The sequence below is a fragment of the Alteromonas sp. IB21 genome, assembly GCF_016405965.1.
GTDB lineage: Bacteria > Pseudomonadota > Gammaproteobacteria > Enterobacterales > Alteromonadaceae > Alteromonas.
This window is the reverse complement of sequence record NZ_JAEFCD010000009.1, coordinates 74,163-89,765: the sequence shown is the minus strand read 5'-3', so window position 1 is coordinate 89,765 and position 15,603 is coordinate 74,163. Positions and strand designations below refer to the sequence as shown.

The 15,603-nt window shown below is 46.5% G+C and carries 15 protein-coding genes; 14 read left to right on the top strand and 1 reads right to left on the bottom strand.

Annotation, left to right across the window (positions count from 1 at the left end; all coding sequences use genetic code 11):
- Positions 1–71: 71 nt before the first annotated feature.
- The 9 genes from rutA to JC525_RS08225 all read left to right on the top strand — a co-directional run bounded on the left by rutA (position 72) and on the right by JC525_RS08225 (position 10,480).
- On the top strand, positions 72–1,160 hold the full coding sequence (gene rutA / locus JC525_RS08265) for a pyrimidine utilization protein A (RefSeq protein WP_198815398.1): 1,089 nt from the start codon (positions 72–74) through the stop codon (positions 1,158–1,160).
- Entirely contained in the window at positions 1,160–1,894 is a 735-nt protein-coding gene (rutB, locus tag JC525_RS08260; protein ID WP_233095067.1) for a pyrimidine utilization protein B, read from the top strand. The genes rutA and rutB overlap by 1 nt, the downstream gene beginning before the upstream one ends.
- Before the next feature lie 137 nt (positions 1,895–2,031).
- Positions 2,032–2,415, top strand: coding sequence for a pyrimidine utilization protein C (rutC, locus tag JC525_RS08255; protein WP_198815397.1), 384 nt, complete (start codon positions 2,032–2,034; stop codon positions 2,413–2,415).
- Positions 2,416–2,473: 58 nt separating this feature from the next.
- The gene (gene rutD, locus JC525_RS08250) at positions 2,474–3,310 is read left to right on the top strand and encodes a pyrimidine utilization protein D (protein ID WP_198815396.1); all 837 of its coding nucleotides are present in this window, start codon (positions 2,474–2,476) and stop codon (positions 3,308–3,310) included.
- A gap of 86 nt (positions 3,311–3,396) precedes the next feature.
- Positions 3,397–4,017, top strand: coding sequence for a malonic semialdehyde reductase (locus JC525_RS08245; protein ID WP_198815395.1), 621 nt, complete (start codon positions 3,397–3,399; stop codon positions 4,015–4,017).
- A 23-nt stretch (positions 4,018–4,040) separates the two neighbouring features.
- The gene (locus JC525_RS08240) at positions 4,041–4,571 is read left to right on the top strand and encodes a flavin reductase (RefSeq protein ID WP_198815394.1); all 531 of its coding nucleotides are present in this window, start codon (positions 4,041–4,043) and stop codon (positions 4,569–4,571) included.
- A gap of 19 nt (positions 4,572–4,590) precedes the next feature.
- Complete coding sequence (locus JC525_RS08235) at positions 4,591–6,081, top strand: CoA-acylating methylmalonate-semialdehyde dehydrogenase (protein WP_198815393.1); 1,491 nt, start codon at positions 4,591–4,593, stop codon at positions 6,079–6,081.
- 291 nt (positions 6,082–6,372) lie between these two features.
- On the top strand, positions 6,373–8,691 hold the full coding sequence (locus JC525_RS08230) for a TonB-dependent receptor (protein ID WP_198815392.1): 2,319 nt from the start codon (positions 6,373–6,375) through the stop codon (positions 8,689–8,691).
- A gap of 289 nt (positions 8,692–8,980) precedes the next feature.
- Positions 8,981–10,480, top strand: coding sequence for an NCS1 family nucleobase:cation symporter-1 (locus JC525_RS08225; protein ID WP_198815391.1), 1,500 nt, complete (start codon positions 8,981–8,983; stop codon positions 10,478–10,480).
- A 90-nt stretch (positions 10,481–10,570) separates the two neighbouring features.
- On the opposite strand, the gene JC525_RS08220 is transcribed toward JC525_RS08225, so the two are convergent.
- Positions 10,571–11,305: a helix-turn-helix domain-containing protein gene (locus JC525_RS08220; protein ID WP_198815390.1), complete on the bottom strand. Its 735-nt coding sequence runs from the start codon at positions 11,303–11,305 to the stop codon at positions 10,571–10,573.
- Between the two features lie 131 nt (positions 11,306–11,436).
- Here JC525_RS08220 and JC525_RS08215 point away from each other — a divergent pair, with 131 nt between their 5' ends.
- From JC525_RS08215 to JC525_RS08195, 5 genes are all read left to right on the top strand, one after another.
- Positions 11,437–11,847, top strand: a complete 411-nt coding sequence (locus tag JC525_RS08215) for a hypothetical protein (RefSeq protein ID WP_198815389.1) — start codon at positions 11,437–11,439, stop codon at positions 11,845–11,847.
- A gap of 173 nt (positions 11,848–12,020) precedes the next feature.
- Positions 12,021–12,857 carry a DUF2145 domain-containing protein gene (locus JC525_RS08210; protein ID WP_198815388.1) on the top strand — a complete coding sequence of 279 codons (837 nt, stop codon included), beginning with the start codon at positions 12,021–12,023 and terminating at the stop codon, positions 12,855–12,857.
- On the top strand, positions 12,841–13,311 hold the full coding sequence (gene yiaA / locus JC525_RS08205; RefSeq protein WP_198815387.1) for an inner membrane protein YiaA: 471 nt from the start codon (positions 12,841–12,843) through the stop codon (positions 13,309–13,311). The genes JC525_RS08210 and yiaA overlap by 17 nt, the downstream gene beginning before the upstream one ends.
- A gap of 177 nt (positions 13,312–13,488) precedes the next feature.
- Positions 13,489–14,559 (top strand): hypothetical protein, encoded by a 1,071-nt coding sequence (locus tag JC525_RS08200; protein WP_198815386.1) that lies wholly within the window; start codon positions 13,489–13,491, stop codon positions 14,557–14,559.
- Positions 14,560–14,728: 169 nt separating this feature from the next.
- Complete coding sequence (locus tag JC525_RS08195) at positions 14,729–15,562, top strand: class II glutamine amidotransferase (protein ID WP_198815385.1); 834 nt, start codon at positions 14,729–14,731, stop codon at positions 15,560–15,562.
- Positions 15,563–15,603 lie beyond the last annotated feature (41 nt).

Here is a 15,603-nt window from a genome sequence, read left to right as displayed (position 1 = left end):
TGTTTTGAATTCGGCAACCTTAAAAAAAGCGGGGTAAACCGCTCAAAACGCATACAAGCAGAGGGAACAACATGGATATTGGTGTATTTATTCCGATTGGTAACAACGGCTGGTTAATTTCTAAAAATTCACCTCAGTTCAAACCAACGTTCGATCTTAATAAAGAGATTGTGATGAAGGCTGAAAAGTACGATATGGATTTCGCACTCTCGATGATCAAGTTACGAGGATTTGGGGGTGAAACGGAGTTTTGGGATTACAACTTAGAATCGTTCACCCTAATGGCCGGTCTTGCTGCCGTTACTTCAAAAATTCAGCTATATGCCACAGCCGCCACGTTAGTTTTACCGCCAGCGATTATGGCGCGTATGGCAACCACTATCGATTCCATTTCTAACGGCCGCTTTGGCGTGAACTTAGTTACCGGGTGGCAGCGGCCCGAGTACTCCCAAATGGGCATGTGGCCTGGCGACGAATTCTTTGGTAATCGCTATGAGTACCTTGATGAATACATCACGGTGGTTAAAGAGCTGTGGGAAACAGGGAAAAGTGATTTTAAAGGCGAGCACTTCCAAATGGATGACTGCCGAATGCTGCCTAAACCTCAGCGTAAGATACCGCTTATCTGCGCGGGCCAAAGTGCCGCGGGTATGGATTTCTCTGCCCGCCACGCCGACTATAACTTCTGCTTTGGCAAAGGTGTGAATACGCCCACCGCATTCGCACCCACTGCAGCGCGCTTAACCGAAGCAGCTGAAAAACACGGTCGTAGCGTAGGTTCTGCGGTACTTATCATGGTCATTGCTGATGAAACCGACGAAAAAGCCATGGCAAAGTGGGAAAGCTATAAAGACGGAAAAGATCAGTCGGCTTTAGATTGGATGGCAACCCAAGGTGCCGCTGATAAGAAGTCGGGCAAAGACACTAACATTCGCGATATGACCAACCCCACGTCTGCAGTTAACCTGAATATGGGAACGCTAGTTGGCTCGTATGAGTCGGTAGCTTCAATGCTCGATGAAATCGCGACAGTTCCGGGTTGTGAAGGGGTACTGCTCACGTTTGATGATTTCTTGAAAGGTATGGATGACTTCGGTACTAAAATTCAGCCACTGATGAAGTCGCGCCAGCACCTGCTAAACACATCAGGAGCTGCTTAATGCCAACCGGTGATGTGTTTGAAGTATCAGGCTGTTTTCAGGAACGCCAAACCGGGCAGCCTGTATTGCCCGCTAAACCTGAACCTTTAACGTTAAACCCCAGTGAGACCGCCGTTATCGTAGTGGATTTACAAAACGCATACGCTAGCAAAAACGGGTATTTAGATAAGGCTGGGTTTGATGTGTCAACGACCGAACCTGTGATAGCCAATACCGTCAAGGTGCTGGATACCGCTCGCGCTGCAGGTATGCCGGTAGTCTTCTTACAAAACGGTTGGGATGCCGATTATAAAGAGGCTGGCGGCCCCGGTTCACCGAACTGGTACAAATCGAATGCCCTTAAAACCATGCGCAAACAGCCAGAACTTAAGGGTAGTTTGCTTGCCAAAGGCACTTGGGACTATGCGCTTGTGGATGCGCTAAAACCGCAAGAGGGCGATATCGTTATTCCGAAGACCCGCTACAGCGGTTTTTACAACACCAATTTAGACAGCATGCTGCGGGCCCGCGGTATCCGTAACCTGGTGTTTACCGGCATTGCCACCAATGTGTGTGTGGAATCCACCTTACGCGATGGATTTCACTTAGAGTACTTTGGGGTAGTACTTGCTGATGCAGCCTATCAAGCCGGCCCTCCTGAAATACATGAGGCCTCACTTTTTAATATTCAAACATTCTTCGGATGGGTATCTACCACAGCCCAGTTCTGTGAAGTGTTTGAGGGGGCGAGTTAGGCGGTGTTTTATTGGCCAAGGCTCGCCACGTACAACAAAGCAGCGCGGTAAAGCACTAAGCACAAATTGAAAGAAACCATTTATAAGCGCTAAGCAAAGTAGCTATGCATAGATAGCGCAACGAGAAGGATGAAAACATGCCAAAGAAAGCGATTATTCCAGCAGGTACGTCTACACCGATAGCCCCTTTTGTTCCAGGGTCTATGGCTGACAACATTTTATATGTGTCGGGTACGTTACCGTTTGACGAAAACAATGACGTGGTTCACGTGGGCGACGCCGAAGCGCAAACACGCCACGTGTTAGAAACCATCAAAAGCGTTATTCAAGAAGCCGGTGGCACCATGGAAGATGTGACCTTTAACTCTATCTTCATTACGGATTGGGACAACTATGCGGCGGTAAACAAAGTGTATGCCGAATACTTCCCGCGTGAAAAGCCAGCGCGCTATTGCATTAAGGTTGGCCTGGTAAAGCCAGAAGCCTTAATAGAAATCGCTTCTGTCGCGCACATAGGGTAAGCGGTTATGTTTGGACTCCCCGCTAACTGTGCCCACTGGTTCTATGTAGGTGAGCTCTATGCCTTCTGAAATGCAGGCCGGCGGCACCAGTATGAAAAGCGAAATGCGCAGCAAGTTACATTACGAAATTCACGGGCTAACGTCGCCAGATGCGCCAACCGTTGTTTTTAGTTCGGGGCTAGGTGGCGCAGCTAAGTTTTGGCAGCCCCAATTGGCTGACTTTACCCAAGGCTACCGAGTAATCACTTACGACCAGCTTGGTACCAATAAGAGCGAGGCTGATTTGTGCAGTGAATACAGCATTTTGCACATGGCGGATGAACTCGATGTACTGCTGAAAAAACTTGAGGTGCAGCAATGTCACTTCGTTGGTCACGCGCTTGGTGGCTTGGTAGGGCTTCAGCTTGCGTTAACTCAGCCTGATTTGCTTAAAAGCATGGTTCTAGTAAACGCATGGAGTAGTCCAAACCCGCACACGCTGCGCTGCTTTGACATACGCAAAGCCTTATTGGCAGCAGATAGAAAAGATATGTACCTACAGCTACAGGCGTTACTTCTGTTTCCGCCTGACTGGATAGCCCAAAACGCCGAGCACTTGGAAGAGGAAGAGGCACACTTGCTTAACCACTTTCCCAACGTGAATAACTTGCTTGCTCGTATTGGCGCACTTAGCACGTTTGATATTGATGACAAGTTAAAGGGCATCACCACCCCAACATTTGCGCTGGCGAACAAAGACGACACCCTAGTGCCCTGGCAGCGCTCTCAGATGTTAGTAGACCGCATGCCTAATGCCGAACTGTCGGTGATGGAATATGGCGGTCATGCCTCAAGCATTACTGTGCCTGATGCATTTAATAAATTGGTATTGGAATATTTGCAGCGCGTAGCGTAGTCGCAAGCCGTGCTCCTACACAAGCGTTGCTATCAAAGTCATTTAAGACTTTGTCGAACAACTTAAAACACTGGAAAGAATTTGAAATGACGGTATCAGAGACAACTGAAATTGGAACAAAAGACCCTATTAGCGAAAGTGGTCTAGCCCAGCTATTTAGTGATGCACACACCCACACCACCTGGCTAGATAAAAAGATAGATGAGGCCGTGCTAAAGCGGCTTTATGACTTAGTGAAAGTAGGCTCGACATCGGCAAACTGCAGCCCGGCGCGCTTTGTTTTTATTACGTCAGATGAAGGGCGGGAGAAACTCAAACCTTGTCTTTCAAGCGGTAATGTTGAGCAAACCATGACAGCCCCTTGTACGGTTATTGTGGCTTATGATGAAGAGTTCTATGAAGAATTACCTACGCTATTTCCTTATGCAGACGCTAAGAGCTGGTTTACCTCAAGCCCAGAAGCGGCTTATGAAACGGCGATGCGAAACAGCTCAATGCAGGGCGCGTATTTAATTAGCGCTGTCCGCGCACTTGGGCTCGATGCCGGTGCCATGTCTGGCTTTAACCCCAAATTACTCAACGAGACTTTCTTTTCAGATAGCACGTGGAAGGTGAACTTCTTACTGAACATCGGCTATGGCGACGGCGAGAAAGTCCATAAACGTTTGCCTCGCTTAAGCTTCGAACAAGCTTGTCAAATACTGTAACGCTAACGAAAAAGGATATACGTATGACTATTACCGCAATAAAAAACGCAGTAACAGAAGTGCTTCCCCCGGTAACCCCAGAGGCATACCGTCAAGGCATGTCTAGCTTAGCGGCAGCCGTAAATGTCGTTACAACAAATGGCCCAGAGGGGCGAGCAGGCTTTACCGCCACAGCGGTGTGCAGCGTAAGCGATAATCCCGCCACACTGCTAGTGTGCTTAAACCGAAGCGCCTCTGTGCATCAGGTGTTTAAAAACAGCACGCACTTGGTTATCAACACGCTGACTTCGCAGCATCAATCTATTTCTAATACCTTTGGTGGCAAAGCGCCCATGAATGAACGCTTTGAAATTGGTGAGTGGGTAGAGTCTGCAACCGGTTGCCCGCGGTTAGCGGATGCGGCGGTTAGCTTTGACTGCATTATCACAGATGTAAAAAGTGTGGCCACACACGATGTGCTTTTCTGTCAGGTGGTAGACATTAAGCAAGACCCAGAGGCCGACGCACTTTTATATTATCAGCGTGGCTATCACAGCGCGTGTAAAGACGCATAACTAAAGGATTAGATTTGAAATGAAAGTAGTAGGCCACTTTATAAATGGTGAAACCTGCACGCCGAAAGGGCGCATGCAAGATGTCTATAACCCGGCAACGGGGGAAGCAGAAAAACTGGTTTTACTGGCATCGAAAGCCACGGTGAACGATGCCATTGTGAGCGCACAGCAAGCGTTCCCTCAATGGCGGAATACCCCGGTTAGCAAGCGCGCTCGCATCATGTTTAAATTCAAAAGTTTACTGGAAGAGCATGCTGAAGAGATAACCGCGCTTATTGGCGCGGAGCACGGAAAAATAAGCCACGATGCGGCAGGAGAACTGCAGCGTGGTATCGAGAACGTAGAGTTTGCCTGTGGTGCACCACAGTTGCTTAAAGGCGAGCACAGTAAGAATGTTGGGCCTAGCATCGATTCGTGGAGTGAGTTTCAGCCCCTTGGTGTGGTTGCCGGCATTACGCCATTCAACTTTCCCGCTATGGTGCCGCTTTGGATGTTCCCGCTTGCCATAGTGTGCGGAAATACATTTGTACTCAAGCCTTCAGAGCGCGACCCAAGCTGCGCTATTTTCTTAGCTAAGCTACTCAAAGAAGCCGGGCTACCTGATGGCGTATTTAATGTGGTGAATGGCGATAAAGAAGCCGTTGATCAAATTCTTGATGATGAACGCATTAAAGCAGTGAGTTTTGTAGGCTCTACGCCTATTGCTGAATATATCTATTCAAAAGCAAACGCGAACGGCAAGCGCTGCCAAGCCTTAGGCGGTGCTAAAAACCACGCTATTGTTATGCCAGATGCTGACATTGATAACGCGGTAAACCAGTTGCTTGGCGCAGCTTTCGGTTCTTCCGGCGAGCGCTGTATGGCGTTATCAGTAGTGGTAGCGGTGGGCGATGAGGTGGCCGACAAAATTGTAGATAAAATGCAAACAGCCATGAAAGACTTGAAAGTGGGGGCATTTGACGATGCATCTAACGATTTTGGTCCGCTTATTACTCTACAGCACAAAGAGAAAGTAGAAGGTTATATCACCAGTGCCGCTGAGCAAGGCGCTAACGTGGTGGTGGATGGACGAAGCCCCACCGTTGAAGGCTATGAAACCGGATTTTTCTTGGGCGCAACCCTTATCGATAACGTCACGCCGGAAATGACCAGCTACAAGGCTGAGATTTTTGGCCCTGTATTGCAAGTCATGCGGGTTGAAAGTATGGAGCAAGCCATGCAGCTCATCGACGAGCATGAATACGGCAACGGCACCTGCATATTCACACGGGATGGCGAAGCTGCCCGTTACTTTTCTGACAACATTCAAGTGGGCATGGTAGGTATTAACGTACCGCTGCCGGTACCCGTTTCTTATCACAGTTTTGGCGGATGGAAGCGTTCACTGTTTGGTGACCTTCATGCATACGGCCCAGACGGCGTTCGCTTTTATACCAAGCGCAAAACTATCACCCAGCGTTGGCCTTCAAGTGGCGTTCGAGAAGGAGTGAGCTTTTCTTTTCCTAGCTAGCAAGGCGTTTTTTCGAAAAAACGGTTAGTTCGCTAAGTAAATCTTGTCGTAAAAGCTAACGTTAGCTGGGAAAAAGCACAACAAATTACGCCTGGAACCAGGCTTAACACTAAGCCATTAATAATAACAATTTAAACCCGCAAACCTTTGGCAGTTCCTCTCCAGTCCTGCCTTAGGTTTGCACCCTAGTGGCAATCGATAAGCAGTTCACGTCGACCGTTACTCTTATAAAAATATCGGGACAACACCGCCGCAAGGCTTGTTAAAAAGAACTATAAACGAGAGTAAAACATGCATACGTTAAACACACACAAGCGTCTGCTGGCGTTAACCGTTGGGATGGCGTTGAGTGCGCCAGCGGCCTTTGCTGCAGAGAATGTTTGGGAAAGTATTGAAGTTACCGCGCAAAAGCGCAACGAGAATATAAGCGATGTGGGTATCGCTATCACCGCTTTTTCAGGAGAGCAGCTAGAGGCTTTAGGTCTTGAAAGCAGTACCGAGCTTATCGCCTTTACCCCAGGTGTGTCGCTAGCTGGTGATATTGGTGGCCAGCGCGCTATCTTTAATATTCGAGGTGTGGTGCAAAACGACTACGCCGATTTGGCCGAAGCGCCGGTAGCGGTTTATGTAGACGGAGGATATCTTGCTAGTACCCAAGCGCAAACCTTCGGCTTATTTGATGTAGCCCGTATAGAAATACTCAAAGGCCCGCAGGGCACCTTGTTTGGCCGTAACGCCACCGGAGGCTTGGTTAATACCGTTACTGCAAAACCTACCGCCGATACAGAAGGTTACGGGGAATTCACTGCGGCTCGCTTTGACCAATACCGCTTTGAAGGTGCTATTTCTGGTGAAATTGCAGAGGGCATTTACGGTCGCCTTTCTGGGTTCACCAATCAGCAAGGTGAAATACTCGAAAATATTTATGAAGACGGCGCAGCGCCCGATACGCGCTTGGGGTCAGTGGGCGGCGGGGAAGACGGCTACAACGATGATACCAAAGCGTTCCGCGCCCAGCTGTTGTTTGATATTGGCGAGGAAGGCTCGTTGCTTCTTAGCGGTAACTGGTCTGATACCACAAAAAGTGAAGGCCCTTATCAGGTGGTTAATACCACCGAGATAAAAGATGCTGATGGCAATGTGATAGATGTAATTTACGCTGCCGATGACCCGCTAGGCTGCGACACTATTCAAGCCGGCGTTTGTGTAGACGGTAACTTTAACGGCGACCCCTTCCGCCCCGTTCAAGGTGGTGATTTCAACGGTAACTTCGACCCTGACGGTTCGGGCAATAAGGTAAACAAAGACTTCGCCTTTGACGATCAAAACAAAATCAAATCAAAAGGCCTCGCGGCAACGTTAGACTATGCCTTCGAAGACTTCGACTTCTTTGCTATGACAGATTATAAAGAATTTAAGCGTACCGTTGGCCTTGATTCCGATCAAACGGCATCGCCAGAACTCATCTTTCAATCTAACAGCACCATAGAACAGTTTAGCCAAGAGCTTCGTTTCTCAGGTGAAACCGCAGATTTAAAGTGGGTTGGGGGGCTCTATTACCTTTCTATCGATACGGATTACCGTCAAGGGTTAGCGGGTTCACCCACTACCTTCTTTTTAGGTGGCGAAGAAAACAATACGTTAGTATCGCTTGAAACTGATTCTTACTCTGTATTCGGACAGGTAGACTATAGCTTAACCGATGACCTTGTTTTAGTGGGCGGCTTGCGCTATACCCGCGAGAACAAAGACTTTTTGGGTAATGTTTATCAAAATGAAAATACCAACGATCGCATTATAGAAATTGATACTAGCACGGCCTCGTTAGAGGTAATGGATGAACAAAACGATCAAAACTTATGGTCAGCTAAACTCCAATTAGAGTATAGCGTGGGCAATAGTCTTTACTACGCCGGTATAAATCGAGGTGTAAAAGCGGGCAGTTTCAATGCACCATTATCAGGTGGATTTAGCTTTTATGAACCTGAAGAGCTGACTTCATACGAAGCTGGCTTAAAGCACAGCTTTATGCAGGGAAGTGGCGTGTTTAATGCCAATGTCTTTTACTATGACTACAGCGATTACCAATCGTTTTCGTGGGTAAATAACGCGGGTGTGGTTACCAATGAAGAAGCGTCATTTAGTGGTGTGGAACTAGAGGTCTTTTTAACGCCAGCAGACAGCGTAGATGTCATGGTGAATTTCTCTTATACCGATGCGGTGGTTGAAGATTTAGAAGTGGCTTCAGGTTACTTTGCCGATACAACGCCGCCATTTACCCCCGAATTTCAGGCGTCTGCCATGCTTCGCTATAACTGGGATGCCTTTAACGGCAATATGGCAGCGCAGTTGTCAGCTAGCTATCAATCAGAAACCTTTCACAACGCGCGTAATTTTACCGCTCATGAAATTGATAGCTATGCCACTGCCGATACCCGTTTAACTTGGGTTGACGGACAAGACAAATGGAGCTTAGCTGCCTACGTAGACAACCTGTTCGACTCAGACCATGAACTGATTGGCTTTGACGTGACGGGTTTTTATGGGACCAGCCAAATATCCTATGCGAAGCCAAGAACCTATGGCGTAACGGTAAGGCGTAATTTTTAATTTGAGTAGTAATGCGCTTTATTCCTATTGAATAAAGCGCCAAATTTAGCTCCAAAAAACATGCGTGACTAGGAGAGATACTAAAAGTACAAAACGGTATGTAGGTATAGCTTTATCAAAGCACGCGAAACGGCAGTGTTTTTGCTTTTCTTTCAGTTTTACAGGCAAAGACGCTGTATTTAATAAGCTAAACGTGAGTAAACGACTTCGCGAAGAGCGACTTTTTATCAAGAAGCAACGTTTGTTAAATGTCACTATGAGCACTACAAACTCAACAAGGAAAGAGATCGTGGATAACACCAACAATCAACCCATGACAAAACCTTCCCATTACGATGGCGATTTATGGAACGAAGACTTAGCGCCAACCAGCAAAGCAACAAGAACCTGGGGGTGGAAAGACTATGCGGCATTGTGGGTCGCCATGGTGGTGTGCGTACCTACTTATCTCTTATCTGCCGGCCTAGTATCTGAAGGCATGAATTGGTATCAAGCGGTGATTACGGTGCTGTTAGGCAATATCATCGTGCTCGTTCCCATGATGTTAATTGGCCACGCGGGCGCGAAATACGGCTTACCTTTTCCGGTATTGCTGCGCAGTGCGTTTGGCACCAAGGGGGCGAAAATACCCGCGTTAGCACGAGGTCTCGTCGCATGTGGTTGGTTTGGAATAAATACTTGGGTGGGGGGAAGTGCCATCTACGTTATTTTAAACAGTATTAGCGGCGATGCCTTTGTAGGTCAAACACTCCCTGTTTTAGGAATAGATATCACTCAAACGTTATGCTTCTTTGCCTTCTGGGCGATGCACTTGGTATTTATAAAACACGGTACCGAGTCTATACGCTGGCTCGAAACCTTCGCTGCACCATTTTTGATCTTAATGGGCCTAGCGCTTCTTGCTTGGGCATACATTAAGGCGGGTGGTTTTGGTGAAATGCTATCCACGCCGTCACAATTTGTGGAAGGTGGTGCCAAAGAAGGGCAGTTTTGGCCAGCGTTTTTCGCAGGTCTTACTTCTATGGTGGGGTTTTGGGCTACCATGGCGCTCAACATACCTGACTTCACACGCTTCGCTAAATCACAAAAAGACCAAATGTTAGGCCAAGCCATTGGCTTGCCGTTACCTATGGCATTGTTTGCCTTTATCGGGGTAGCGGTAACCTCGGCAACGGTTACCATTTATGGCGAAGCCATCTGGGACCCTGTCGCTCTCGCTGGTCGAATGGGAGGCATGGGCGTGGTGTTTGCATTAGCGGCGTTAGCGCTTGCGACGTTAACCACCAACTTAGCGGCTAACATGGTAGCACCTGCCTATGGGTTTTCAAACATGGCACCGTCTAAAATTAGCTTTAGAATGGGGGGCTATATAACAGCAGGTATCGGCGTGGCTATTTTCCCTTGGAAGCTACTTGAAACCGCGGGAGGTTATTTATTTACCTGGCTTACGGGATATTCTGCACTACTTGGACCTATTGCGGGTATTTTAATTGCTGATTATTTCATCTTAAGAAAATCGACGTTAAACATTGATGCGCTGTTTCAACATTCAGGTGAATACGGTTCGAACAACGGTTGGAACATGGCGGGTGTGGCTGCACTTGTCATTGGTGTTTTGCCTAATATACCCGGCTTTATGCACGCGGCAGGGTTTGTAGACAGCGTACCAGCCATTTTCGATACGCTTTACGCCTACGCGTGGTTCGTAGGGTTAATAATCGCCAGTGTCGTATACCTGCTGCTGTCCAACAGAGTACCAGATACCACACAGGCAAGAAGCGCCTCTTAATAACGGGGGCAGGGTACATTTCTCTAAGCCCGTGGGGTCGGAGTACTTTTCTACGAAATGTACTCTGACCCCCAAATATACTTCGAGGGGTTATTTTCGCTTCATGTTTTCAAAAAGCGAAGGCTCCCAAGGCCGCATGGCCATAAGTAACCCCACATGTTGGCGCTCTTCAATAGGTAAGTCATTATCTTCGCTACTCAGTTTAGCTGCTTCTTGCCTAAGCTGCTCTAAACGCCGCTGAATAATAGAAACCGAGCTCTGTGAATAGCGCCCTCGCAAGTAAAAGCGAAACATCCACGGTTCGTTCTTCTTCGGATCCATAAACTTCACCATCACTTCCTGTTCCATAAACTTCTCTAGCGGGCCGCCGGGGATCCAGCGAAAATTTTGCGCAATAAGTAGCTTGTAGCGGTTATTCGGTAACAGTTCTATAAGCTTAAGTTTGTCTAAGGTGGTCATTAGCTTAATGCCCTCTACCTCAGAAATATCATAGTGCTTGATTATTTCCGAAAAGCGCCAGCCATCACGCACACATACTGCCGCAAGCAGTAATTTTGGATTGGCAAGTAGCTCCATTTCTTGTTGTTCAGACAGCTGGGAAATTTTTTCCTGCTGCTTTTGCGACAGGCTAAAAAGGTCGCTTAGTGAAAAATTTAGGCATTCACAAATCTGTTCCAGTTTATCTAGGCTGAAAGCCTGTAGAGAAAAATTTCGTTTTACGCTTGCCTCGCTTACGTTCAGTTTTTGTGCGATCTGTTTGTAAGTAAATCGCTGCTCTCGTAAACATTGCTTAAGCGTGTCGTAAACAAGATTAATTTGGCTCATGGTATTAAATATTTATACTTGTGGTGTAATTTAATACTACATCAGCGATTGTGGTTTACGAAATTTATTCTTGGTTCTAGTGTAGAACATGTTCAGGCACATCTCGCCTTTACATACTAGGAGCAAGTGATATGAAAAATTCGCGTTCAACATTGATGTTAACTGCACTATTAAGTAGTGCGCTTCTTACTCATTCTGTAATGGCAGATGATTCCATCGACCACAGTGGCAAAGCCAGTAAGCATAGCGCGCTTGCTGCATCTGAAGGCTTGGCAACAACAGCATCGGTAGCGAGTGCAGTAGTCGCTGTTCCCGTGATACTAACCGGCAGTGCTGTAGTTGCGGGAAGCGCCGTTGCTGAAAGTGTGATTGACGAGAGTAGTCGCAGTTCTCACGGAGCTAGCCATCATTCCTCTTTTAATAATAACCAGCCGTTGGTGATTACCGAAACAATCATTACTGCAGACCCAGCACCAAACAAAGTCGTTGCGACAACTAACACAACAGCGACCACGATAACTACCACCACAACTAAACGCTAACGGTGATTAATTGCTAGCGCTTTGGAGTGCGACTGGAAGCTATAAAAATTGCTGTAGCTTTGTAAAAAACTGCTACAGCGAAGCGTTGTGCATCTAGTACTTCATAAAAATTAGTGAGCGGTTTAAGTGGGTCTTATTCAGTGCAAGTCGAGAAAATCTAAGCAGGGAAGAGTATGAAAACGTTTTTGTATTCAATGGCTGTGGCTTTGGTGCTACTTACTGCCAACGCTAATCAAGCTTTGGCAGGTAGTCAGCAGCACGGAAAACCTTCGTTTTCACCAGAAGCCATTGCCATTTTTTCTAAAGAAGTAGAAAAGTATGCGGCAAGCCAAGGTGCTCGCGCTTTTATTATAGCAAGACGAGGTAGACCTATTGAAGACATGCCGGAGGGCATTCGCTTCACGCACACTGCCATTGCTATCTATTCAAGCATACAGCTAGATAGTGGAGAGACAGCGAAAGGTTATGCAATCCATAATTTGTATCAAGACGCTGATGAACAAGACGTAAGTTATCTAGTTACCGATTACCCTGTGGATTTTTTCTGGAGTGCTTATGCGCTCGAAGCGGGCCTTATTATCCCCTCGATTCCAGTGCAGCAAGCGCTTATAAGCATGTACAGTGAAGATAAAGCAAAATTGCTGCATAACCCACGCTATTCAGTGGTTGCTAATCCGTTTAACAGCGAACGTCAAAACTGTACCGAGTACACATTAGATGTGCTGAACGCTGCGGTGTACTCAACCACAGATACAGCCCAGCTCAAAGCTAATGCAAAAGCACATTTTACGCCGCAAAAAGTCAACATGAGCCGTGCAAAGCTTGGCTTGGCGAGTATGTTCAGCGACGGGGTGACGCTGTCCGATCACGGTCGTAAGGTGGAAACCACTACATTTGGAAGCCTTGCTCGTTACATGCAGAAATATGATTTATCGGAAAAGGCAGTTATTTTTGCGAGTAACGGTGAGACAACTATTATCGAGGAATTTAACAATGCAGACTCAGAATAAACCAACGAAAGCATTTCGCATAGCTTCACTGGCAGCCCTAATTGTGGGTGTAAGCGCTTATTTTATCGGCCTTTACAATGCCCCAATGGCGCTTAATGAAAAGGGTTATTACTTCACCATTATGTTATTTGGCTTGTTTTCTGTGGTGAGCTTACAAAAAACGGTACGCGATAACATGGAAGGTGTACCTACAACTAAGGCATATTTTTTAGCTTCAGCAGTAGCTACCGGGTCAGCCATTGTATTGTTAGTTATCGGATTGCTGAACGCCGAGCTTTTATTAAGTGAGAAAGGTTTTTTCGGCATGGCGTTTACGCTTAGCCTGTTTGCAGCCATCACGGTACAAAAGAACGTACGCGACAGCCAAACTACAGACAAGTCATGCCAAACAAAAAGCGATACCCGAGGCAGCGATACAGAGCTTGAAGACACAACAAAAATAGAAGCCGCTTAAAAAATTGGGTCAGAGTACATTTCCTTCACTACTCAATGTGCTCTGACTCCATGACTTAAATATTTTCTTACACCTTTGTTACGACTCACTCTTTTTGTGCTGCTACATATCGAGTATGGTATAGCGTAACGCTGGTTGGGTTCTCAACCAGCTTGTTTAACGCATCAAGGATGAATTATGCGTAAGCCCGTTAAGTACCGAATCGCTTTTCTAATAGTCGCTGCTGTCTGCTTTTATGTGGGCACGTTATTTTTACCTGCGACCCTTCCTGAAATAACCTTCTCCCTTAAAAGTATTTGGGCAAACACACAGTGGCGTAATACCGTACTGGTTACGTTGGCATATTTTGTCTTTTTGCCTGCGCTTTACTATTTCTGGATCATCCAAATTGGCAAACAAGCGCTATGGAAATTATTACTCATTATTTCTTTAAGTAGTTTGGTCGCACGCTATAACTACCCTGAGCAGTTAGCCTATTACTTTGAGTTCATTACTTATCTTAAATACCCGATTATTGCCGTATTGATGGTAATTGAGCTTCTCCTTCTGGGAACGATAGTTAAAGCGCTATGGGGGGCTCGAAAGCTCTCTGGTGACCCGCGAATACATATGCTGGAACAATACGAAGGCGATAATGTTTATGAAAATGGGTCAAAAGAAGCAAAGAAGCTAGAGTTGGCACTTATGTTTGCTCATGAGCCAGCTAGTTGGTACTACGCCGTACCTCGTTTTAGTAGAAACCATGTTCCCGTTTTAGCAAACCTGCGTTTATGGTCTGCACAATGGTGGCATGTGTCACTCGTATGTATCGCCCTTGTCATTGCAACGTATGCAAGTTATCTCGCCATTGCACTGTGGAGTGAAACAGTTGCCATTGTTGTAGCAACCTTGGTGTTTTACCTTATCGTGATGTTTATTGCTAATTACAGAGTTAGCAAGCATTACTCAGTCTATCTTATACAAGATAAGCTCATGGTGAACAATTCATGGTGGGGGATGACCGTTATTCCACTTTCAAACATTCAACAACTAGAAACAGGTAGTTGGACGGCAGCTTCAACACAAGAACATTTCCATTTCGGTAGAGGCAACGCAAACGTTAAGCTTACTTTTGTTTCAGAACAAACGTATTACGCGGGTTTAGCGACCTTTGTTGAGCAAATGGATACGTTATATCTCAGCATTGACGAACCATCGGCCTTAATGAAAATTAGACTGCCACAACAAGACACCGCATTATCAGCTTAAAACTGAATAATGGGGTCAGAGTATTTTTCTAGCTAATGTACTCTGACCCCATAACTCTCGTATCTTCGATAAAAAGTAGTAATCCTAACCAATGTCGAATTGATTCAACGTGATAGCTTGCGTATTCTCAACGTACTTTATGAGATAACTGCTAGAGGTAATAAACGCTGTGTGTGAACTTTTAGGTATGAGTGCGAACACTCCCACTGACCTATGTTTTAGCTTTACCGGTCTAACTCGCCGCGGTGGTGAAACGGGGCCGCACAAAGATGGCTGGGGTGTTGCCTTTTACGAAGGTAAAGGCGTGCGAATGTTTCACGACCCTGAGCCCTGCGCCACATCGCCTATTGCCGACTTCGTTTCTAAGCTACCCATAAAGAGCAAAAATGCTATTTGTCATATACGGCAAGCTAATGTGGGCAACATCAATTTAGCTAACACACATCCTTTCACCCGCGAATTGTGGGGGCGATATTGGGTATTTGCGCACAACGGACAACTACCTAATTTCTCGCGCCGGACGGGTGTTTACGAAGCAGTTGGGGATACCGATAGCGAAGAGCTTTTCTGCGATATTATGAATAACGTCAGGCAAAACCTCCCCCGAGACGCTATGCCAGAGCAGTTAGCTGAAACGCTGGTGGCGCTTTCAAAGGAGTATGCTCAGCAAGGAGTATTTAATTGCTTACTGAGTAACGGCGACTGGCTATTTACCTTCTGTAGTACAAAGTTAGCTAGCATTACCCGAAGAGCACCGTTTGGGCCCGCTTGTTTAAGCGATGTTGAGGTGGAAATTGATTTTGCAGCAGAAACCACGCCAAAGGATGTGGTAAGTATTATTGCTACCGAACCACTAACGAATGACGAGCAGTGGGATATTTACGAACGGGGCGAGTGGAAGCTATGGCAGGAGGGGGAAGTCATTGCCTCGGGTAAAGTGGATGTGCCTGAACATAAAAGAGAAGCAGAAATGGTAGCGCCCGATCCGTCGCTTCACGACTAATTACGAATTGTGGGGTCAGAGTAACTTTCATGGCTCCACTA

Bases quoted from the DNA above. Each gene is read 5' to 3' on its own strand.
- rutA (WP_198815398.1), top strand. From the start codon at position 72: ATGGATATTGGTGTATTTATTCCGATTGGTAACAACGGCTGGTTAATT.
- rutB (WP_233095067.1), top strand. From the start codon at position 1,160: ATGCCAACCGGTGATGTGTTTGAAGTATCAGGCTGTTTTCAGGAACGC.
- rutC (WP_198815397.1), top strand. From the start codon at position 2,032: ATGCCAAAGAAAGCGATTATTCCAGCAGGTACGTCTACACCGATAGCC.
- rutD (WP_198815396.1), top strand. From the start codon at position 2,474: ATGCCTTCTGAAATGCAGGCCGGCGGCACCAGTATGAAAAGCGAAATG.
- JC525_RS08245 (WP_198815395.1), top strand. From the start codon at position 3,397: ATGACGGTATCAGAGACAACTGAAATTGGAACAAAAGACCCTATTAGC.
- JC525_RS08240 (WP_198815394.1), top strand. From the start codon at position 4,041: ATGACTATTACCGCAATAAAAAACGCAGTAACAGAAGTGCTTCCCCCG.
- JC525_RS08235 (WP_198815393.1), top strand. From the start codon at position 4,591: ATGAAAGTAGTAGGCCACTTTATAAATGGTGAAACCTGCACGCCGAAA.
- JC525_RS08230 (WP_198815392.1), top strand. From the start codon at position 6,373: ATGCATACGTTAAACACACACAAGCGTCTGCTGGCGTTAACCGTTGGG.
- JC525_RS08220 (WP_198815390.1), bottom strand. From the start codon at position 11,305: ATGAGCCAAATTAATCTTGTTTACGACACGCTTAAGCAATGTTTACGA.
- JC525_RS08215 (WP_198815389.1), top strand. From the start codon at position 11,437: ATGAAAAATTCGCGTTCAACATTGATGTTAACTGCACTATTAAGTAGT.
- JC525_RS08210 (WP_198815388.1), top strand. From the start codon at position 12,021: ATGAAAACGTTTTTGTATTCAATGGCTGTGGCTTTGGTGCTACTTACT.
- yiaA (WP_198815387.1), top strand. From the start codon at position 12,841: ATGCAGACTCAGAATAAACCAACGAAAGCATTTCGCATAGCTTCACTG.
- JC525_RS08200 (WP_198815386.1), top strand. From the start codon at position 13,489: ATGCGTAAGCCCGTTAAGTACCGAATCGCTTTTCTAATAGTCGCTGCT.